This is a genomic window from Psychrobacillus sp. BL-248-WT-3 (assembly GCF_012843435.1).
Lineage (GTDB): Bacteria > Bacillota > Bacilli > Bacillales_A > Planococcaceae > Psychrobacillus.
Genome location: NZ_JABAFC010000048.1, coordinates 1 through 20,869, shown reverse-complemented (window position 1 = coordinate 20,869; position 20,869 = coordinate 1). Strand labels below are relative to the sequence as shown.

At 37.5% G+C, this 20,869-nt stretch carries 20 protein-coding genes; 12 read left to right on the top strand and 8 right to left on the bottom strand.

From position 1 onward, the window contains the following. Positions 1-283: 283 nt before the first annotated feature. Positions 284-652: a DUF4181 domain-containing protein gene (locus HF876_RS17110; protein ID WP_169361264.1), complete on the bottom strand. Its 369-nt coding sequence runs from the start codon at positions 650-652 to the stop codon at positions 284-286. Positions 653-854: 202 nt separating this feature from the next. Here HF876_RS17110 and HF876_RS17105 point away from each other — a divergent pair, with 202 nt between their 5' ends. The 4 genes from HF876_RS17105 to HF876_RS17090 are packed head-to-tail and all read left to right on the top strand — an operon-like array spanning position 855 to position 4,453. Further along, positions 855-1,766, top strand: coding sequence for an ABC transporter ATP-binding protein (locus tag HF876_RS17105; RefSeq protein ID WP_169361263.1), 912 nt, complete (start codon positions 855-857; stop codon positions 1,764-1,766). Further along, positions 1,763-2,473, top strand: a complete 711-nt coding sequence (locus tag HF876_RS17100; protein WP_169361262.1) for an ABC transporter permease — start codon at positions 1,763-1,765, stop codon at positions 2,471-2,473. Before HF876_RS17105 ends, HF876_RS17100 begins: the two co-directional genes overlap by 4 nt. Beyond that, on the top strand, positions 2,474-3,199 hold the full coding sequence (locus HF876_RS17095; RefSeq protein ID WP_169361261.1) for an ABC transporter permease: 726 nt from the start codon (positions 2,474-2,476) through the stop codon (positions 3,197-3,199). Between the two features lie 3 nt (positions 3,200-3,202). Then, positions 3,203-4,453 (top strand): erythromycin esterase family protein, encoded by a 1,251-nt coding sequence (locus tag HF876_RS17090; protein ID WP_169361260.1) that lies wholly within the window; start codon positions 3,203-3,205, stop codon positions 4,451-4,453. A gap of 43 nt (positions 4,454-4,496) precedes the next feature. On the opposite strand, the gene HF876_RS17085 is transcribed toward HF876_RS17090, so the two are convergent. The 6 genes from HF876_RS17085 to HF876_RS19010 all read right to left on the bottom strand — a co-directional run bounded on the left by HF876_RS17085 (position 4,497) and on the right by HF876_RS19010 (position 9,393). Next, a complete protein-coding gene (locus tag HF876_RS17085; RefSeq protein ID WP_169361259.1) occupies positions 4,497-4,871 on the bottom strand; it encodes a hypothetical protein in 375 nt (124 codons plus the stop codon). A 96-nt stretch (positions 4,872-4,967) separates the two neighbouring features. Further along, complete coding sequence (locus HF876_RS17080; RefSeq protein WP_169361258.1) at positions 4,968-6,317, bottom strand: glycosyltransferase family 2 protein; 1,350 nt, start codon at positions 6,315-6,317, stop codon at positions 4,968-4,970. Between the two features lie 23 nt (positions 6,318-6,340). Beyond that, the gene (locus tag HF876_RS17075; protein ID WP_169361257.1) at positions 6,341-7,177 is read right to left on the bottom strand and encodes a glycoside hydrolase family 16 protein; all 837 of its coding nucleotides are present in this window, start codon (positions 7,175-7,177) and stop codon (positions 6,341-6,343) included. Between the two features lie 681 nt (positions 7,178-7,858). Continuing rightward, on the bottom strand, positions 7,859-8,410 hold the full coding sequence (locus tag HF876_RS17070; RefSeq protein WP_169361256.1) for an RNA 2'-phosphotransferase: 552 nt from the start codon (positions 8,408-8,410) through the stop codon (positions 7,859-7,861). 24 nt (positions 8,411-8,434) lie between these two features. Further along, positions 8,435-9,016 (bottom strand): C40 family peptidase, encoded by a 582-nt coding sequence (locus HF876_RS19015; protein WP_481900294.1) that lies wholly within the window; start codon positions 9,014-9,016, stop codon positions 8,435-8,437. A gap of 20 nt (positions 9,017-9,036) precedes the next feature. After that, positions 9,037-9,393 (bottom strand): LysR family transcriptional regulator, encoded by a 357-nt coding sequence (locus HF876_RS19010; protein WP_240949819.1) that lies wholly within the window; start codon positions 9,391-9,393, stop codon positions 9,037-9,039. A 140-nt stretch (positions 9,394-9,533) separates the two neighbouring features. On the opposite strand from HF876_RS19010, the gene HF876_RS17055 reads away from it, so the two are divergent. From HF876_RS17055 to HF876_RS17025, 7 genes are all read left to right on the top strand, one after another. After that, positions 9,534-10,967: an MmgE/PrpD family protein gene (locus HF876_RS17055; RefSeq protein ID WP_169361255.1), complete on the top strand. Its 1,434-nt coding sequence runs from the start codon at positions 9,534-9,536 to the stop codon at positions 10,965-10,967. A 30-nt stretch (positions 10,968-10,997) separates the two neighbouring features. Further along, positions 10,998-12,032, top strand: a complete 1,035-nt coding sequence (locus HF876_RS17050; RefSeq protein ID WP_169361254.1) for a TRAP transporter substrate-binding protein — start codon at positions 10,998-11,000, stop codon at positions 12,030-12,032. Positions 12,033-12,073: 41 nt separating this feature from the next. Next, positions 12,074-12,589, top strand: a complete 516-nt coding sequence (locus tag HF876_RS17045) for a TRAP transporter small permease subunit (RefSeq protein WP_169361253.1) — start codon at positions 12,074-12,076, stop codon at positions 12,587-12,589. Further along, positions 12,582-13,883, top strand: a complete 1,302-nt coding sequence (locus HF876_RS17040) for a TRAP transporter large permease (protein WP_169361252.1) — start codon at positions 12,582-12,584, stop codon at positions 13,881-13,883. Before HF876_RS17045 ends, HF876_RS17040 begins: the two co-directional genes overlap by 8 nt. A 43-nt stretch (positions 13,884-13,926) precedes the next feature. After that, positions 13,927-14,721 carry an enoyl-CoA hydratase/isomerase family protein gene (locus tag HF876_RS17035; RefSeq protein WP_169361251.1) on the top strand — a complete coding sequence of 265 codons (795 nt, stop codon included), beginning with the start codon at positions 13,927-13,929 and terminating at the stop codon, positions 14,719-14,721. Between the two features lie 29 nt (positions 14,722-14,750). After that, positions 14,751-15,923 (top strand): CaiB/BaiF CoA transferase family protein, encoded by a 1,173-nt coding sequence (locus HF876_RS17030; RefSeq protein ID WP_169361250.1) that lies wholly within the window; start codon positions 14,751-14,753, stop codon positions 15,921-15,923. A gap of 129 nt (positions 15,924-16,052) precedes the next feature. Next, the gene (locus HF876_RS17025; protein ID WP_240949818.1) at positions 16,053-17,210 is read left to right on the top strand and encodes an acyl-CoA dehydrogenase family protein; all 1,158 of its coding nucleotides are present in this window, start codon (positions 16,053-16,055) and stop codon (positions 17,208-17,210) included. Positions 17,211-17,250: 40 nt separating this feature from the next. Here the strand turns inward: HF876_RS17025 and HF876_RS17020 are convergent, their stop codons facing one another. Further along, entirely contained in the window at positions 17,251-18,630 is a 1,380-nt protein-coding gene (locus tag HF876_RS17020; RefSeq protein WP_169361265.1) for a Glu/Leu/Phe/Val dehydrogenase dimerization domain-containing protein, read from the bottom strand. Between the two features lie 166 nt (positions 18,631-18,796). On the opposite strand from HF876_RS17020, the gene HF876_RS17015 reads away from it, so the two are divergent. After that, positions 18,797-20,431, top strand: coding sequence for an SWIM zinc finger family protein (locus HF876_RS17015; RefSeq protein WP_169361248.1), 1,635 nt, complete (start codon positions 18,797-18,799; stop codon positions 20,429-20,431). Positions 20,432-20,869: the final 438 nt, after the last annotated feature.

Sequence of the window (20,869 nt, the reverse complement as noted above, 5' to 3'; positions counted from 1 at the left end):
ATTTTCGTAATTTTGCATAATGATCATCTCCTATAGGAAAGTTATGGTCATTTACACAAAATTTTATACGTTCTCCAATAATCGGTCGGTTTTTGCTCATAATCGGTCGGTTCAGGTCAAGAATCAGTCGGTTTCCTCGAATAATCGGTCAGTCAAAGAAGATCAAGTGGAAGAAATACAAGTAATGCAATATGAGTAAAAATATAACTAAATAAGTAACCGAAAAACGCATAGACCATTACGTCTATGCGTTTTTCCTTTGCCTTATTTTCTACAATCATTGTCAGCTATAATTAACCAATAATAGAACAAAGAGTACACAAGAGGTTACAAGATTGACAAGGGTAATAATATATTGTCTTTCTTCTCGTTCGTATTTATATTCTACATAAGCGCGGAGACTAAGTAAAACAACGCCAATAGCAATTAGTAAATAGACCCATACCCAATGCTGCACAAACCAAAATAAACCAATGATAATAATTACTAGAACAAACAAGAATATTTCTATCCATTTATGTGTATTATTCACAAATTTAAAAAACCTATCAGGAGTAGTAATGTTATATTTCCGTCTTAAGAAGTACTGTAAAACGAAACTGATAACCATTAATAAAAAAACTAAAGCAATATACATATCGACAGTCATCATTCAACACCCCTTTCTACCTGTAACGTTCATTTCTATATAATGTATTTTAACACAATAAATACCTGAATATTCAAATACTTTAAATATAACAAGCTCACATTGTACAGCATCCATTTCCACCACCATTTTTAAACAAAATTTAACCTTTCCCCTTACGTTCTTTTAACCTTTCATCTTTAACATAGATAAAGAGGTGAGGGAAATGGAATTTGTAGTACAAACAAACAATTTATCGAAGCGTTTTGGAAAGGAAGTAGCCGTAGAAGGGCTAAATATGAAAATACGTAAGGGAGAGATTTACGGATTTTTAGGTCCAAATGGAGCAGGCAAAACAACGACGATCCGTATGCTGTTAGGGCTGATGAAGGCGTCGTCCGGCACAATTCAAATCTTTGAAAAGGATTTACATAAAGAGCGCATCAATATTTTAAAAAGAGTGGGTTCCCTAGTAGAGAACCCATCCTATTATCCACATTTAACGGCGTATGAAAACTTAGAGGCTTTACGGAAGATCCTAGGGGTACCGAAATCAAGCATCCATGAGGTATTAGAAATTGTCCGATTATCCGAAGTAGCCAATAAAAAGGTTAAAGGTTTCTCGCTAGGAATGAAGCAACGCTTAGGGATAGCGGCTTCCCTATTAAACAGTCCGGAGCTATTAATATTAGACGAGCCGACAAACGGATTAGACCCATCCGGCATTATAGAAATTCGTAACCTAATCAAACAGCTGCCTGCTGAAACTGGGATGACCATTTTAATCTCTAGTCATTTATTGTCCGAGATCGACCAAATGGCGACGACCGTTGGAATCGTGACAAAGGGAAAAATGATTTACCAGGATTCCATCGAGGCTCTCCGCATGCATGCCAAGCAAAAGATTTTACTGAAGGTGAGCAACAGCGAGCAGGCATGGCGTTCGTTATTAGGGAACGGGATAAAAGCGGAATGGCAGGAAGGGGTTATCCTACTGTCCGAGCATTCCGATGAAAAAGTAGCGAAGGCAATCCATACCCTTGTGCACGGAGGCTACTCCATTTACCGAGTGGAAGAGGAAAAAAGATCGTTAGAAGATACGTTCCTTCAAATGACCGCAGAGGAGAAGGTCGTATGATTGGAAAACTAGTAAGGGCAGACTTTTTGAAAATAAAACGAAAAGGGTTATGGTTCCTAGCATTTTTAGGTCCGTTCGGAGTGATTGCACTGCAAATGGTCAACTACGGCGTTCGAAAAGATTATTTACTAAAGCAAAGCGAAGATGATTGGGGCTATTATTTAGCAAACGTACACTCGTTTACCCCATTGGCACTTGTGTTAGGAATCGCTATTTTAACTTCATTTATAGCAAGTATAGAAAATGAGACGAATGCTTGGAAGCAGCTGATTTCATTGCCTGTCTCCAAAATGGGTGTGTATTTATCGAAGTTCACGGTTCTAGCAAGCCTCCTATTTGTATCCTCATTGCTTGTAGGAATATTTTCTTTAGTATATGGCATTTTTCTGAACTTGGGAGATGACATCCCTTACTTGGAGCTACTCAAATATAGCTTTTATCCTTATTTGGCGGCTCTGCCAGTACTAGCGCTACAGCTATGGATTGCGTCCGTCAGCCAAAATCAAGGCATTCCCATTACAACAGGAGTGTTAGGTGTCATTTTTGCCTATTCTGCCTACGTATTGCCGGACTGGATGATTTGGAAATGGCCATCTTTGATGAACGAGTGGGATGAGCCAATCATCAATGTCCTGCTTGGAGTTGGGGTAGGGCTTGTATTGTATATCGCAGGAATGCTCGACTTTATGAGAAGGGACGTGAAATAAATGCTCTCCATTTTACAATCAGAATGGTTTAAGTTTCGACATTCCAAAATTTTGTTCATGATTTTGACCGTGCCCCTTGTTGGTATTTTTCTTGGATTGACTAACGGTTTTTCAGATGACCGTGTAAATGAATGGTATCTGTCCTTGCTGACGATGAATTTTACGTATGGCCTACTATTTTTACCTTTGTTAACAGGAGTTTTAGCGAGTGTGATTTGTAGATATGAGCATCAGGCAGGGGGCTGGAAGCAGCTGCTGGCATTGCCAGTGACAAGAGGAAAAGTATTTGCGGCGAAGTATATATTGTTACTATTGCTAGTGCTTGTCATTCAATTATTATTTTTCGCTTCCCTTTACGTAGTAGGTATCATGCAAGGGTTTACGGATCCATTTCCCATGCAAATTGTATGGAAAAGCTTAGTCGGGGGATGGGTGGCGACATTGCCGTTAGTCGCATTACAGCTATGGATGGCTATCATGTTCAAGAGCTTTGCGGCACCGTTCGCGGTTAATGTGATTTTAACATTGCCTACGATACTAGTTGTAAACTCTGAGCGTTTAGGATCCTTCTATCCGTGGGCTCAGCCATTTTTGATGATGTATATCGGAGGGGACACGAGTGATACGTTCTTCGTTCCATGGGATCAATTATTAACGGTAGTGGGCGGAAGCTTTTTATTATTCTTCATTGGAGGATATATCTATTTTCAAAGGAAGGCGGTATAAAAAATGGAACGGAATTTTATAGTAGTTATGGTTATCTTGCTTGCAGTTTTATTGACAGGGTGCAGTGGTAAAGCAGCCGATAATGCTGAATCATTTATTTCAACCGTAGAAGCGATGAATATCCCGGACGGTGTGAAGGTCATCGGCTTAGGGGAAGCGACACATGGGAATGTGGAGTTTCAAGAGCTGAAAAAAGATGTATTTGAATCGCTAATCAAAAATGAAAACGTTCGAGTATTCGTCATAGAAGGTGACTTTGGTGGCGGCCAGCAAATAAACGATTTCATCTTAAATGGAACGGGCACAGCTGAAGAAGCGGTTAACACGCTAGACTACGCAATTTATAAAACGGAACAAATGGTCAATCTCGTACAATGGATGCATGATTACAATGCAAGTGCGAGTGAGGAAGAAAAGCTTTATTTTTACGGAAACGACATGCAGCGCTATGACTATAGCAAAAAAGGAGTGCTGGACTATTACCGAACGGTTAACGAGAATGCGTTCACTGACTATGAATCAAAGCTGGAACACGTTTCTAATGAAAGCATGCGTGAGCTAACAAATGATCAATTAAATAAAATCAATCAAACAATAGAAGAGATTATTCAGGATTTACAAACTAATGAAGCAGCTTATATAGAAAAATCTAATAAAGAATCTCTAGCCCTTGCGCTACAATACACTCAAATCATGAAGCAGCGTACCGAGTTATTTTTAAATGAAAAGGATTACATGCAGCTCCGAGATGAATATTTGGCACAAAACTTACAATGGATCGTGGAGTTAGAGGCAGGAAGAGGCAATGAGAAGGTATTCTTTAACGGACATAATGGACACGTGGAAAAAACGTCTGCATCGTTAGCAGGCTACAAGTCGATGGGACATTATTTAGACGAGCAATATGGAGAAGCGTACTTTGCAATTGGTACAGACTTCGCCGAGAGCAAGTTTCAGTCCAAAAATGGCAGTGGAGAGCGTAATGACTATAAAGTAAAAAACAACAATGACTTAACCGATGCCTTTAGCAAGGTGGAGTCCAACATTTTCTATGTGGATTTTGAAAAAGCAGGAGAGTCGGAGGTATTAAAGGATATTATATCGAAGAAACAAAAGATGGCTAATATCGGGGATGACTTCCGTTACTGGTACAAGTTTTTGAAGATGTTTTACACAATAGAAATGGTGCCAAATGAAGCTTATGATGGTGTCATTATCGTAAAGGAAGCAACACCGACAAGTGTAAATGAATAGAAACAGCAAGAATCCATTTTATTTTAGAATGGATTCTTTCTTTCTATTCCACGATAATCGAAAAAGCATAGTTCCCATCTCCATTGTTCCAGAAAGCTGTCAGATTGAAGAGATAGAGCCCTTTTTCTTTTGGAGCTACGAAGATATGATTATGAATCGGAATTTGAGTGACATTATTTTTGCCTTGCTCCACCTTCAGGGATTCTGCAAATGGTTTCATCCTAAATTCTATGTTAATTTCTTCTCCTGGCGAAACCGAGGTAGGAGAGTCTAACGGTCTGACTGGGTTAGCGCAGGCAGTAGACAGGATTCCACTCCAACAATAGTAACCTTGTGTAGTAGAGATATGTGTGTCCCCTGCCGTAATAGAAGGTAAGGGAGGCTCGGTACGAAAAGGCTGGAATACAAGCAACCCCATGATTATCAATCCAATTATACTAATGACAGTGAATATCTCTCTAATTGAAATCGCCTCTTTATCTACAGTAGAAGTTTATTTATCTATCACTTTAGTTTATTGGGCAATTATCTTTGCAGGCTCGATGTCTTCAAAATGTACTGCACCGCTTCTAGTTAGCTTGTTCCAATTGGTTCTGCTTCCGAAAAAGTATAAAATAGTGCCGTAAGTAAAGAAAAAGGTATCCAGAAAGCGATAGGTGATAGATTCCCACATCGTGAATAGGATGATACGAAGCCAGTGTAAAACAGAAAATTTGTAGCCGTAATGTCCTGCACGTTGAACTGCTACTAAACGGAGTATAAATTCGCTTAACCAAGCGATAGCCATCAACAGGATCGTAATGCCAGATATGTTCCCGAGTATGATGGAAAGGGGAAGAATAATCATTGCCAGCATACCAATGACGCTAAGAGTAACTGACTCAAATAAGAGAAAACCCGAAAACTTCTTGCCCAAGCTAATGAAAAAGTCTTTTTTGTATAGGTTAATGCAATCGATAAATCCTTTTTGCCAGCGAATGCGCTGGTGCATAAGGGATGCAAAATTCTCTGGAACCTCTGTGTAACAGACAGCCTCCGGTATAAAAATCATTTTTTCTCCCATATTTCTTTTGTGCATATATTTTTGAAGACGGAAGGTGATTTCCATGTCCTCTCCAAGCGTATCTCGATAACCACCAATATGTTGTAGAACATCTCTTCTGAAAGCCCCGAAGGCCCCAGATACTACATTTAAAACATTTAGTTTCGCTTGAGTGACCTTCCTTACATAAAAGGAGGATAGATAACCAGAAGTCTGATACTTAATAATCCAGTTTTTAGAGTAATTAATAAGGCCTTGCTTATTGATGAGCTGACCAACGTGGACCATACCGCCTCCAGCTATCACCTTTGGATCCACAAATGCTTCATTAATCTTGGTTAAGCTATTTTTTTCTAATATTGAATCGGCATCCAAGGTGATGACAATCTCGCCAGTGGCAATAGCAATCCCAGTATTTAAGGCTGCTGATTTTCCACCGTTATACTGATCTACAACTAGAATGTCAGGATATTTTTTACTTAGGTAAATATTTTTAATGCCCCTAGTATTTAAGAGGACAGCAGAGTCTCTAGTAGTCACCTCTAAATCAAGCATTTCCTGTAATACGTGTAAGGTAGCATCCGTCGAACCATCATTTATAAATATGGCCTCTTTATCCGAATAATCCAACCGAAACCAGCTATCTAAGCATTGTTTTAAAACGAGCTCCTCATTGTAGGCAGGTATCAATACAGAAATCTTTTTCTCTGGCAAAATTAGAAGCTTCGTTTTAGTGGTGTTCAGAGAGCTGTATATATACTTCAATTGTAGTAACAGATAAAGTGCAAAGATTATTGTTAAGCTAATAGATATTAAATCCAAATGAATCCTTCTTTCTCAAATTATTATTTTTGATATATCCTTACATAATCCACTTCCATACGAGAAGGGAATTCTGTTGAAGAGTCAGGGTCACCAACCCAAGTACCACCCACTGTTATATTCATGAGTAAATACATTTCTGTATGAGAAACATTACTTGTTCGGAAGGTTATTTCGTCATCTATATAAAAAATGAGCTCATTCGGTGACCAATCGAGCGTATACGTATGCCACTCGGAACCATCTACATGTTCATTCAAGTGAAATGCACGGCTACCTTCCTTCTGATGAGCGACATGCCAAAGCTCATTTGGCAATTGGCCAAGCATCTCCACTATGTCGATTTCCGGATAAGACGAATGGTCAGTAGGGAGCAGCCAAATAGCAGGGAATAGCCCTTGACCTTTTGGGAATTTAGCCCTTATTTCAAACTTTCCATACATTTGCTCGTGTAAGCCCTGTGTCGTAACGGCTCCGGAACGATAAGGGTAGCTTTGATAGGGGGTATCGCTAACCTCTAGCTTTAAAACACCAGAATCGGAGGTTACCTGTTCTGGTAAGTAGTGATGTAGTCTACCATGATCTTTGTAGCCGCTATTTAATAGGTTCCAGTTAGAAGATGAGACCTGATCCAGGTCAAACTCATCCCGAAAGGTTAGTCTCCAGCCAGCTCCTGTGTGCTGATCCTCATATGGAACTTCTACTATTGCTGGCTCGGTTGGATGCTTTATGATCTCCACCTCTTCTTCTTGTGCTTTTTCTGTGTGTACTTGTTCCTCTTCTATAGTCACTGGAGTATCACTTACAGGCACACTACATCCAGCTAAGAAAAATATAAATAGAATCATAAATACCCTCATGGTTAGCTCCTCCTTGCAAGAGAAGTATATTCATATAGTAGAAATTTAATACCTCAAATTAGGAATTTAAGCATATAAATTTTAATGCATAAAGTATTAAATATCAGAAAAGTTAATGTATTTAGTTTATTTCAATCTTTTTCACCTTCCTTTATCAGATCTACTTGCTAGTAGTAGTTCCATTTACTTAATAAAAAATGATGATTGCTCAATAGGCAGGAAAGAACCAAAATCATTTGTATAAGGAGAACAACTCGAAACTAATATGAAATGACTCGTTATTTTAAATAAATAGTAAAAGCTGCATCCAAACTGTATTACTAATATTAAGATAATTTTATTTTTAGAAATACTGAGGAATGTTATGAGTTTTTTTTATAATATATTGAGGAATGTTAAGTGATAATAGAGGAAGTATGAAAAATAGCATAAAGTTTTTAGTGTAGTTCTTTACTATTTCAATATAATTAAAATGGAGGTATTTAGTTGAAATTTGTCTTGTTTTGTTGAAAAAGGGAGATATTACTTTAGTTACGTAAAAAACCTCTCACAATTGAATTGTGAGAGGCTAAGTATTTAATCTATTAGTCTAATTGTCCTAAAACGAATTGCTCTGGTGGTTCAGTATCAGTCAAAAACTCGTACGTGAAATCGTCTTAGCTATATGAGTTCGAAACCATGTCAATTTGTATAATCTGACTCGATAATATAGTTACACGGTACAAAGTCAACTTGCCAAATGTTATTTTCTGAGAGAAAGAATTTATGTCCTTCCTTGTGCATTTGTTGTGAAAGCACTCTTAATACGACAGCTTTACCATGCCTACTCCCAACCTGTAATGCAGTTTCGGCATCTTCGGATAGATGGACATACAACCTATCCATTTTCTTGATCCCTTGTAATGTTATTTGGTTAAGTGAATTTTTAGAAGTGCCATGATATAAAAACTCTGGTGGCTCAACTTCTTTCATAGGAACCTTCACAGGAATAGAGTGACCTTGATTAGCTCGGATTAATGTGGAGGTTTCATCAAAGCTATATCTCATTTTCTTATCGGTCCTTACAATCTCTTGTAATATATGAAAATCAATCAGCTTACCGCTGTTATTTATACCCTCTAGTAATTCCTCCACATTTGCATAACCAAATTCATCTAATGTAATACCTATTGTTTCTGGCTTATGCCTAAGAATTAAACTAATAAATACACTTAAATGATCATGTGTAGACATAAATTTACCCCGCCCTTCAATCTATTAATCTAAATATCTCCGAGCACCTGCATAATTCGTTTTAAAGGTCCCAGCATTCATCGACTCGATTCTGACTTTAGAGGAAGAGCTCGGTGCATGCAGCATTTTACCCTCGCCTACGTAAAGCCCTACGTGATATACCTTTCCTTTCCCACGATTACCAGCAAAGAATACTAAATCTCCCGGCTGTAGGTTAGCCTTTTTTACCGTTTTTCCTTTTGTTGCTTGAACGAAGGAATCCCTTGGAATGATGATTCCATGATTTTTATAAACAGAATAGATGATACCTGAGCAATCATAGCCGTAAGAAGAAGTACCAGCCCATAAGTATGGGAGGTTTAGGAACATTTTAGCACTATTAATGATATCCTTTTGAGTCGGCTTAGGAATAGACTTGTAGTTTTTGAAAACCTTAGCGTCTTTCTTTTGCATATACTTCACACCATTTTGCGGAGTCTGTACATGCAGCCAGTCGCCCTCCTCTTTGACTACTGGAAGGATAGTAGAGTAGCTAATGCTGATATATTTATTCTTCTTAGCTGTGTCGCTATAGAGTGTTGTGCTTTTTGCATTTACAACGGCAATGGCACAATCGGAATAGTCCTTTATAGTTTCATAAATATGTGATTTTGAGAAATTGTTTTAGGTATTAAATATGCACCTGTGCTGGATAAGCTTCCGATGACTAGACTTCCTTTTTTCATCTCAGCAATATCAATGATTTCAGATTTTAGTTGTTGATACTGATCTTTAATCTGTATGGCATGAGATATAAAGACCTTGCCAGCATAAGTCGGAAAAACCTCATTTTCTCTATGAAACAGTTGGGTTCCTAATTCTTTTTCAAGCTTGCTGATTTGATAACTCAAGGATGGTTGTGCCAAGTGCAACTTTTTTGCTGCTTTAGTAAAACTCTTTTCATTACTTAAAGTTATCACGTAGTTGAGAAGCCTTGGTTCCATTCATATACCTCCCTTATAGATTTTTTCTATGAGTATTATTCAAACTATATATTAGACCTATAGAATTTTCAATGTTATAAATATACTAATAATTCTGATTTCAAATGATTGATTTGTGTTAAAAGGAGGAGGTTTGTAGCATGGGAGAATCTTTTTTAGAAAAGATGACTGATTATATAACATCAATTACTTTTGATGATTTGAGTCCTGAGCTTTGCAAAGTTTCCAAGTTTGCAATTATTGATACAATGGCTGTTGCATTGGGAGGATGGAAAGAACCAAGTATAGAAATTTTGAAAAAAGTTTATCAAAAGCGACCCTCCAATAATGTTATGGCTTCCCTTTGGGGAGATTCAGAGCAGATTCCACTTGAATATGCTGCTCTTATTAATGGAACAGCAACACATGCTTTGGACTTTGATGATGTTACCCCAACTGTCTTGGCACATCCGAGTGCCCCTATAACCGCATCTATTTTGACTCTAGGGGAGTACTTGGGGAAATCAGCAAAAGAAATATTAGTTGCCTACGTTATCGGAACCGAAATAATGATTTCAATTGGGAAAGTAATGGGCTTTCAACATTATAATCTTGGTTGGCATTCAACAAGCACTCTTGGAACAATAGGAGCAACTGCCGCCTGTAGTTACTTAATGGGATTCGATAAAGAAAAAGTAAGTAACGCTATTGCTATATCCGCCTCTATGAGTGGAGGTCTACAAAAGAATTTTGGAACTATGACTAAACCTCTACATGTAGGGTTAAGTGCACAGCATGCAATACAGACAGTTTTACTAGCTAATGAAGGGTTCACTGGAAATAAAGAAATCTTTGGGGAAAGAGGATTTTTTCATGCATACTCTGGAAGTGTTTCTTTTGAACAAATAGCAATCAATATAAAAGAGATAAATTTCGGAAGGGAACATGACTACATGGTTAATGGTCTAAGTGTGAAGAAGTTTCCATGTTGCTATTTAACCCACCGTTTTATAGATGGTTTGTTAAAGATTAGTACAGAGAATAACTTATCACTAAACGATGTGAAAAGTATTAAAGTATCAGTTCCTCCAAATGGATTGACGGCACTTATTTATCAAAAGCCTACTACTGGACTCCAAGGAAAATTTAGTGCTGAATATACCTGCTTAGCAGCAGTGGAAGATGGGACTATTCAATTGAATTCATTTACTGATCAAATGGTTCAAAGAGTGAAAATACAAAATATGTTCGATATAGTTCTAGTAAAAGAATATGAAGGTTCTATTACTAATTCTACTGAAATAGAAGATTTACCAGTGTTTGTATCTGTAGAAACCAATGGAGGACAGCTAATAGAAAAAAAGGTTCTGCATGCTCCAGGATCAAAGAATAGACCCTTAAGTTTGGAGGAGTATAGAGCTAAATGGTCTGATTGCTTGAGATATGTTACTGGGAATAGTGAAGTTGAACAAAAAAGAATCGACACTTTATTCGAGCAAGGAGTAAAAATGGAGAATTTGGAGTATGTTTCCGAATGGATAGAAAATATAAAAGAGTTTATGGCTGATGGTAAAAAGGCTTCAATCATAAATTGAAAGCGCATACATTTTAAAGGAGGTAATACGATGAAGAAGTTCTTACTAATAGTCGTTATTTTGTTAACCATTTTAGGTGGTTGCAGTAAGGAAAGTGATACAGTCGCAAAAGCCGACAATGGAAGTAAAAAATCTCAATCTATTAAAATAGCTTACAATTTGCCTAAAGAACATGCGACTGGAGTGTATTTTGAAGTATTGGCTGAAGAAATTGAAAAGAAAACTAAAGATACTTCTATTCAACTGATCCCAAGTACATTCCCAAATGGACAGCTCTATAACGATTCACAATTACCAGATGCAGTTGCTACAGGTGGTGTCCAAATAGGGCAGATTACAACTGGATTTCTTGCTGGTGGTGAAGCTAAACCCTTACAAATAACTGACTTACCTTTTGTATTTAATTCTTGGGAATCGATGTGGAAAGCTGAAGATGGAGAATATGGTACTTTATTTAATGCCCAATTTGAGAAGCTGGGTATGAAATTAATCGGATGGCCTTCTTATGGAACACTTGAATTGTACGGTAATAAACCTATCAAAGTGCCTAAAGACGTGTCAGGTCACATTATGAGAGGTTTTGGTCAAGGAGCATCCTTAATGTTACAGGAGCTAGGAGCATCACCAGTTAGTATGAGTTCTCAAGAAATTTATCAGGCGCTCGAACATGGTGCAATTGATGGGTACACTACTGGACCATCTTCTGTTATAGAACGTAGTTTATTTGAGGTTACAAAATACGGCACTGACATGACTGTATTATACCTATCCTTCCAAAGCGCTACAAATCTTGACTGGTGGGAGTCATTACCAGAAGATGTGCAAGATGCAGTAAATGAGGCATCTAAAATTGCACAAGAGAAATCAAGGGAAGAAGCCAAAGAAAAAGATTTAGTATATAAACAAAAGTTGGCAGATAGTGGACTAAGTTTATACACACCTTCCGAGGAAGAAATGATTTTGTGGAAAGAGGCAGCTTCTAATCGTTATAAGGAATACATGAAGTCATCCGGAGAGATAGGAGAAAAATTAATGCAACTAGTTGAACAAGCAAACGAAAATTAATTTAAAATCTTTTCATTATTGAAGAGGGTCGGTGAAATAAGATGAAGAGTATTTTAGAAAAGATTGAATATATACAAAGGTTAGTTATTTATTTTTTGGCCTTGTTAATAGGATTCCTAGTAATCATCGTATTTTATGAGGTAGTTTCTAGATACGGTTTTAGATCTCCAACTATTTGGGCAAATGAAATATCATCATATATTTTGCAGTTTATCGTATTTTTTTCAATGGGTGTTCTGCTTATTGAGGATGAGCATCTAAAGGTTACGTTTTTTCTTGATAAAATGAAGGGCAAAGCGAATAAGGTTCTTAGAATCATTAATGTTTGTTTAGTATTTCCATACGCAACTATATTACTAATATACGGATGGAAAATTACTGTTAGTTCATATGAGCGAGATTCGGTTTCTCCAACTTTACTTTCAGTCCCTTTATGGATCCCGTATTCCTTTATATGTATAGGTGGTGGACTCTTAATTCTTGGAGGTATTGGCTCTATATTGAAAATTATAAAAGAGCCATATATTACACCCGAGGAGGTGAAGGCAATTGATTAGTACGAGTGCAATTTTAATCTTACTAGCAGTACTCTTTATTGCTTTATTACTGGGAGTTCCAATTGGATTTGCACTTGGTTTATCTGGGGTAATTACCATCCTATACTCGGCAGATACACTTTATTTAGTACAAATTCCCATCACATTGAAAAATACTTTATCTGAATTTGTATTTGTTGCAATTCCTTTATATATCGTTATGGGAAATCTAATGTATCACGGCAAAAGTGGCGAACGAATTTTTGATGTTGCACACCATCTTCTTAGAAAGGTAAGGGGAGGAACTGGTGTAGCAAGTGTTACAGCTTACACTCTATTTGCTGCAATAGTTGGTTCAAGTATGACATCTGTTTTGACTATAGGAAGAATTGCAATACCTGAAATGTTGAAACAGAACTATAAAAAAAGTCTTACTTATGGATTGTCAGCACTAGGAGGATCGTTAGGAATTCTAATACCTCCAAGCATTCCACTCATCTTATATGCTTCCTTAAGTGGGTCATCACCAGGTGATTTATTTATGGCTGGTATTATTCCAGGATTGATGATTGCGATTTTGTTATCAATATACACTGTTATTCAAGCTCCAAGTATACATGCTTCCACTCAAGTTAAGGTGGAAGAAGAAAATACCGTAACAGCGAGAAGTACAAATATAGTTTTAAAAGCCATACCAGATTTATTATTGCCAGTTTTAATTTTAGGTGGAATATATACTGGTGTGTTCACTCCTACCGAAGCAGCTGGTGTAGGGGTAATATACGCTTTTATTGTATCAGCTTTAATACACCGAACGTTGCCAACACGTGTGATTCCTACTGTGCTTGTAGAGTCAGTAAAAACGAGCGGAATGTTACTAACAGTAGTAGTTGGGGCGGTTGTCTTCGGCTCTGCTTTAACTCTAATAGGTATGCCACAATATTTATCGAACTTTATAACAGAACTATCTGTCGCACCTTGGGTTGTTATTTTAATTATGAGTATTATATGGCTAATTATGGGCTTTTTCTTGGAAGTTGTTTCAATCCTTTTAATTACAACACCTATCTTCTTCCCAATTGCGATGAGTTTAGGATTCGACCCGATTTGGTTCGGAATTATAATGGTTATTAATATGGAGCTTGCTGTTATCACACCACCAGTTGGAATGAATTTGTTTGCTATTAAGACATTGGTTCCAAAAGAATCCATGTGGACCATTATAAAAAGTGTACTACCATTTGGATTAATAATTATTTTAGTATTAGTTTTAGTATGGATTTTCCCTGAAATTACACTATTTTTACTAGATTGAATTAAATATGAATGATAAGTGAAGCAAAAGATTGGAGGAACACATGAACAGCTGGGAAACAATTAAATTAATAAGAGACTATCAAGAAGATAACGTCTATATTTTACAGCTTAATCGTCCGGAGTCTATGAATGCATTAAATACAAAAATGGGTACTGAGTTAATTGAGTGCTTTGACTATTTAAAGCAATTAAAGGATTTGCGGGTTCTAATATTCACAGGAAGTGGAGAAAAAAGTTTTTGTGTAGGAGGAGACTTAAAAGAAAGAAAAGGCATGTCTCATACAGAATGGAAGCTTCAGCATGACATTTTTGAAGATGCTTATAAAGCGCTAAGAGAGCTTCCTTTTCCCACTATTGCTGCAGTAAACGGTTATGCACTAGGAGGAGGAATGGAGATGATGCTCAGTTGTGATCTTTGTTATTTGGCTGAGCATGCAAAGATGGGATTGCCTGAGGTGAAGATTGGAATTATACCTGGTGCAGGTGGGACGCAGCTTTTGCCAAGAGCAATTCCGATAAAGATTGCTAAAGAATTTTTATATTCAGGAAAACAAATGAGCGCAGATGAGGCTCGTCATCTAGGTTTAGCTAATGGTGTATTTTCTCCGAATTCTTTGCTAGAAGAGACATTAAAAATGGCTAAAAAAATAGCTAAAAATGCTCCATTATCCTTAAAAGCGCTTAAACAATCAATTGATAGAGGTATCCAAACAGATATTAATACTGCGTTATCTATTGAACTGGAAGAATATTATAAGTGCGCAAATTCGAAAGATAGGGAAGAAGGAATTGTAGCATTCAACGAAAAAAGAGTACCTGTTTGGCAGGGGATTTAGCCATTTATAAAAAATGAGAGGGGAGTTAGATGTTACCACTAAAAGGTATTACAGTAGTTTCTCTGGAACAAGCAGTAGCTGCGCCATTTGCTACTAGACAACTAGCAGACCTGGGAGCTCGTGTGATTAAAGTAGAAAGACCAGAAGGCGATTTTGCTAGGAATTATGACCAAGCGGTACATGGAATGTCGAGTATCTTTGTCTGGTTAAATCGTTCAAAAAAATCTCTGACGCTAAATTTGAAAGAAACAAGAGACAAGGAAATACTAGAGGAAATCATTTCAAAGGCAGATGTATTTGTCCAAAATTTAGCTCCTGGAGCTGTAGACCGTCTTGGCTTTTCTCCAGTGGAGCTTCAGAAAAAGTATCCTAAACTTATAATATGCAATATTTCAGGATACGGAGCTAGCGGTCCCTATAAAGATAAAAAAGCATACGACCTGTTAATACAATGTGAATCGGGATTAATGTCTATAACTGGCACGAAAGATACACCATCAAGATCAGGGATATCTATAGCGGATATTGCTGCAGGCATGTATGCATATACAGGAATTTTGACGGCTTTGATAGCTAGAAATCAAACAGATAAAGGGACAGTTATTGAAGTATCTATGCTAGAAGCACTTAGCGAATGGATGGGCTACCCGTTACTCTATTCTGAGTATGGGGACTTGCCACTTGAAAGAACGGGTGCGAGTCATGCAATTATTTATCCATATGGTCCGTTTAAGGTACGGGATGGAAATCAGGTTTTTTTAGCTATTCAGAATGATAGAGAGTGGAAAAAATTCTCTGAGGGTATCTTACATGATCCATCTCTCACAAGTGATTCTCGCTTCGAGACTAACAGTAAACGAGTTAAGTACAAGGAAGATTTAAACACAATAATAGAAGAAGCCTTTCAGAACTCTGGTGCTGAGGAAATAGTTAGTAGATTAGAAGAATTAGGTATTGCTAATGCTAAATTGAATACGTTAAAAGAAGTTATTAATCATCCGCAACTAAAGTATAGGGATAGATGGAGAGAGATAGATTCTCCAGTAGGTTTAATAAAAGCCTTGATTCCTCCTGTCACATCAAAAGACTTTGAGGTTGTCATGGATGCAGTCCCTAAAGCGGGGGAACATACAAATGCTATATTAAAAGAGTTTGGATTTAATCTCGATAAAATAGGAGTAACTAATACTCTAAGTAACTAAGCTCGAATGTTCCATTGGAACAGAAATGTATCGACATAGAATATAAGAAGTTTTTACTTAATGATTACGAATAACTGACTGAATTTGAATACAGTTTTAATCTCTCAAATACAAGGAGGAATGGTTCATTTGGTAGCAATTCAAGAAGAGACAGAGTTAATTAGAAAGAGTATACGTGCATTATGTCAGAAGTTCCCGGAAGACTATTGGAAAAAGATTGATGAGAAAAATGAATACCCTGAGGAGTTTATAAAAGCACTAACAGAAGAGGGATGGCTGTCGGTTCTTATACCAGAAGAGTATGGTGGGGCAGGATTGGGGATGGCCGAGGCTAGTATAATTTTGGAGGAAATCAATCGTTCCGGAGGTAATGCTGCGGCTGGCCACGCACAGATGTATACCATGGGTGCATTATTAAATCATGGTAGTGAGGAACAAAAACAAAGGTATTTACCTAAAATAGCAACTGGAGAATTACGACTCCAAGCTTTTGGTGTAACAGAGCCTACTGCAGGAAGTGACACTACTAACATCATCACTACTGCTGTGCGCCAAGGAGATAAATACGTTGTTAATGGCCAGAAAATTTGGATTTCTAGAACTCAGTACTCTGACTTAATGCTCCTGTTGGCAAGAACAACACCGAGAGACAAAGTATCTAAAAAGACGGATGGATTGAGTCTGTTTATCCTAGATATGAATGATCAAAAGGAAAATATTACGATACGTCCAATAGATACAATGGTGAATCATGCTACTACCGAGGTATTTTTAAGTAATGTAGAAATTCCAGTTGAAAACTTGATTGGTGAGGAAGGTAAGGGGTTTCGATATGTATTGAGTGGAATGAATGCTGAGCGTATATTGGTAGCCTCAGAAAGCATCGGAGATGGCTATTACTTCATAGATAAAGCCGTACAATATGCTAACGAGAGAGTTGTCTTTGACCGCCCAATTGGCCAAAACCAAGGAGTTCAGTTTCCCATTGCACAGGCATATATTGATGTTGAAGGTGCTAAACTAATGAGAGACAAAGCTGCTGCAATGTTTGATGCCCATCAAAAATGTGGTGCAGAAGCAAATATGTCTAAATATATGGCATCCGAAGCATCCTGGAAAGCTGCTAATGCAGCCATGGATACTTATGGGGGATATGGATTTGCTACAGAGTATCATATTGAAAGAAAGTTTAGAGAGGCAAGGCTATTTAAAATAGCACCTATTTCGAATAATTTAGTTGTAAGTTTTGTTGCTCAACATGTGCTAGGTTTACCAAGATCATTTTAGATAAAAAGGATGGAGTGACTTACGTCGCCCCATCCTTTTTTTAATATAGCTTCCCTTGTCTATACAGCACAGTAGATAATCGTATTACCGCATGGATAAAGCAGTTTTGACGAAGTGGCAACGGATCACTGAAGTATAGAGGAAGTAGCGTGTCCATCGTATGCTTCATTTTATCGAGAAGTTGGTTGTAGACTTCTTCTTCCGAGTAGAATTGTGTTTCACGACCTTGCAGCCATTCCAGGTAGGACACGATTACCCCGCCGGCATTCGCTAAAATGTCGGGGATGATGATGACACCCTTTTGGCTCAAGTATAGATCTGCATCCTTTGTCGTTGGGGCATTTGCACCTTCTACAATAATCCGGGCCTTGATCTCGGCTTTATTCGTTGTGTTTAACTGATTTTCTAAGGCAGCCAGGAATAAAACATCAACATCCATTGTTAGAATTTCTTCTCTACTCAAGATAGTCGCTGTGACTCCAGCTTCTTTTAGTTGTTCCTCTGACGTTGGTAGGTCACCTTTATTCCCGGCAGAGAATTGGACAAGTGACTGGATATCTAAGCCTTCTTTATTAAAAAGTGTTACATTTCTATCGCTTACAGCAACGACTTTATTTTGTAAGTGCTCGCATTTAGCTGCCTCGAGTGCAGTGACTGATCCAACGTTACCAAACCCTTGAACAGCTACACTTAGTGGCCGGTTGGCGTGTTCCATTAACGTTTTAGCGTAAGGATTATCGGAGCCAGCTAGCGTTTGCCCATGCTCCTTTGCATAATTGCTTAGCATATAGTGGAAGGTGAAATAAACACCTTTACCAGTTGCCTCACGTCGTCCTAAAGACCCTCCATTGGCAACACTTTTACCCGTAAAGCTACCGAGATAAGGCTGCCCTTGGTTAATCTTTTTGTACTCTGCCATCATCCAATCCATTTCACGTTCACCGGAACCAACATCTGGTGCTGGAATATCACGGTCAGGACCAAGTACATGATTAAAATAACGAACGTATTTCGTACAAATACGATGTAGCTCCTTATCGGTGAAGTTTTTAGGATCAATAACGATTCCGCCTTTTCCTCCCCCAAATGGAACATCATGCAAAGCGTTTTTTAACGTCATCAAAAACGCTAAGTTAATAACTTCTTCTTCATTTACCGACTCATGAAAACGAATCCCACCTTTATAAGGTCCAAGAGCATCATTATGATGCACCCGATAAGAAGGAATTCGAACGACCTCTCCACTTTCGAGCGGGACACGCAGGAAGGACTTATGTATCTGATTCGGCGTTGATAAAATCGCATTCAGCGAAGTAAAAGCCTTTGTCCGCATCTCTCCCTGTAAATCCGGTAAAAATGTCTCATTCTCCAATAATGCATTCAGTGACTGCTTCACAATTGATATCGTTTGCTCTTCCACTAATTCCAGCACCTCCAAATAATTGTTCATCGTTGTTAGTTATACCCTAAAGTTTTGGGAAAAAACGTTGGAAATGTAATTAATGATCTAGCTTTCATAACTATTTTTGAGAGCAATTTATTGGTATGATTTGTTTTAATTATACTAATAAAAAGGAGCCTTACTAATGAATCTAAATAACTTTCAAGAAAGATTAAACCAAGAAATATTACAGCGAGGCTTTAACTATTATAGGGAAAATCGGGTTATGAAGAGCTATAACGAGGATAATTTTATAGTACAAGGCAGTGAAGATTATGAAGTTATTGTCAAAGTAGACGAAACAGGTAATATAACTTATTCGGCATGCGATTGTCCTTACGATTTTGGACCTATTTGCAAGCATGAGGCTGCTGTTTATTTTAAACTAATGGAAGCTGAATATGAAGGTGAAATGGTGGGGAAGAAAAAGCCCGCTGTCTTTGAATTGTTAAATGATTTATCTAAAGAGGAACTGGTAGAAATATTAATGGATATGACAAAGCAAGATCCAAAGTTTGGTGAAAAATTAGTCTTCAAATACGCGAAAGTGAATGAGATAAATTTGTTAGATCAGTGCAAAAAGCTGGTGTCTTCTATTGTTAAAGAGCATAAGGGGAGAGAAGGTTATATCTCTAGACGAAATGCGTATGCATTTGTTGTAGCCTTCGAAGAGCTTATGGAGAAGATTCGAGATACAGAGGACGCATTATTAGCTATCGATATTGGATTGCTCGTGCTAGATGAAGGGATGAAGGCGTTTCAATATGTTGATGATTCGGACGGGGATATTGGTTATCTCGTAGACGAAACAATAGGACTAATCGGGAAGCGTGCAATGGCATGCAATCCGTTAGATTTGGATTTAAGAATAGAGATATTTAACAAGCTGTTGAAGTATGGAGATCGACGTATATTTGAAGGATGGGAAAATTTTAAATTGAAATTACTCGAAATCTGCGAGGAATTTTCGGATATAGAAGTCGTGAGGAAAAAGTACAGAGCCAAATTGGAAAAGTTGATAAAAGAAGAGTCAGACGATGCGTACTCGAATTATTATAAGGAAAGTCTTCTTCAGTTATTATGGATTTTAATGGTAAAATACGATTCTGAAGAGGAAAAGGCTTCTTTTATTCAAGAAAATATTCATTATAAATTCTTTCGACAGCTATTGATAAATCAGCATATGGAAAAGAAAAATTATGAGCGAGTGATAGATCTTGCTTTGGAGGGAGAAAAGCAGGACCAAAAGCTCCGAGGTTTAGTGATACATTGGAAGAAGGAGCGATACGGAGCTTATAAAGAGCTTTCACTTCAAAAAGAGCAGAAGAAGCTTGCGAAAGAGCTATTGCTGTCCGGTGACTTTGAATATTATAAAGAGTTAAAAGAGCTTGCCCAAGACGACACATTTTATAATTCTCTAATCAATGAATTAAAGGCTTTCGAAGGGTGGAATGCAAGGGAAGTATACTTGAAAATTATCCTCGAAGAAAACGATTTAGAGGAGTTATTGCATTATGTTAAGGGAAATCTATTATACCTAGAAAACTATGCTGATCAACTGGCACAAGAATACCCAGAGGACGTCATAGAAATGTATCAAAATTATATACATTCCTCGGCTAAATCAGCCACGGACAGAAAGCGTTACAAAGGCGTATGTAGAATAATCAAGAAATACAAAAAGTATGCTGGTGAGGAAAAACAAGCAGAGCTAATCCAGCAATTGAACACACAGTATGCAAGACGACCCGCTTTTATAGATGAGCTCGGCAAGCTATAAGCAACAATAAGTCGATGAAAGAGAATCATTCTCTTACATCGGCTTTTTTATTGAGTTGAATTTTGTCCTCCTTCTATTATACATATGACCACTAGTTGAAGACCAAACTACGCGAAACAGCTTTATGATTGATTCCTGTTTATTTGTGCTTTTAGCGTAATAGACTTTTTGTAACAAAACAACTGGATTAATGGGCGCTTTCCGCATAGTTAATGGGACACTTTTGGACTTCTAATGGGCACTTTTGCGGTTTATGGGCGTTTATCTTTCATTTATGGTGCACTCTTAGTATATTTATGGGCACTTTCAGGTGTTAAATGGGACACTTCTTAACTGTTATGTACCACTGTCACAATTTAAGGGAGAACGTATAAAATTTTGTGTAAATGACCATAACTTTCCTATAGGAGATGATCATTATGCAAAATTACGAAAATA

Excerpts from the sequence above, each read along its gene's own strand:
- HF876_RS17055 (WP_169361255.1), top strand. The coding sequence starts at position 9,534 with ATGGGAGAATCTTTTTTAGAAAAGATGACTGATTATATAACATCAATT.
- HF876_RS17035 (WP_169361251.1), top strand. The coding sequence starts at position 13,927 with ATGAACAGCTGGGAAACAATTAAATTAATAAGAGACTATCAAGAAGAT.
- HF876_RS17075 (WP_169361257.1), bottom strand. The coding sequence starts at position 7,177 with ATGAGGGTATTTATGATTCTATTTATATTTTTCTTAGCTGGATGTAGT.
- HF876_RS17100 (WP_169361262.1), top strand. The coding sequence starts at position 1,763 with ATGATTGGAAAACTAGTAAGGGCAGACTTTTTGAAAATAAAACGAAAA.
- HF876_RS17070 (WP_169361256.1), bottom strand. The coding sequence starts at position 8,410 with ATGTCTACACATGATCATTTAAGTGTATTTATTAGTTTAATTCTTAGG.
- HF876_RS17095 (WP_169361261.1), top strand. The coding sequence starts at position 2,474 with ATGCTCTCCATTTTACAATCAGAATGGTTTAAGTTTCGACATTCCAAA.
- HF876_RS17045 (WP_169361253.1), top strand. The coding sequence starts at position 12,074 with ATGAAGAGTATTTTAGAAAAGATTGAATATATACAAAGGTTAGTTATT.
- HF876_RS17050 (WP_169361254.1), top strand. The coding sequence starts at position 10,998 with ATGAAGAAGTTCTTACTAATAGTCGTTATTTTGTTAACCATTTTAGGT.
- HF876_RS17015 (WP_169361248.1), top strand. The coding sequence starts at position 18,797 with ATGAATCTAAATAACTTTCAAGAAAGATTAAACCAAGAAATATTACAG.
- HF876_RS17030 (WP_169361250.1), top strand. The coding sequence starts at position 14,751 with ATGTTACCACTAAAAGGTATTACAGTAGTTTCTCTGGAACAAGCAGTA.
- HF876_RS17085 (WP_169361259.1), bottom strand. The coding sequence starts at position 4,871 with ATGGGGTTGCTTGTATTCCAGCCTTTTCGTACCGAGCCTCCCTTACCT.
- HF876_RS17105 (WP_169361263.1), top strand. The coding sequence starts at position 855 with ATGGAATTTGTAGTACAAACAAACAATTTATCGAAGCGTTTTGGAAAG.
- HF876_RS19010 (WP_240949819.1), bottom strand. The coding sequence starts at position 9,393 with ATGGAACCAAGGCTTCTCAACTACGTGATAACTTTAAGTAATGAAAAG.
- HF876_RS17090 (WP_169361260.1), top strand. The coding sequence starts at position 3,203 with ATGGAACGGAATTTTATAGTAGTTATGGTTATCTTGCTTGCAGTTTTA.
- HF876_RS17110 (WP_169361264.1), bottom strand. The coding sequence starts at position 652 with ATGATGACTGTCGATATGTATATTGCTTTAGTTTTTTTATTAATGGTT.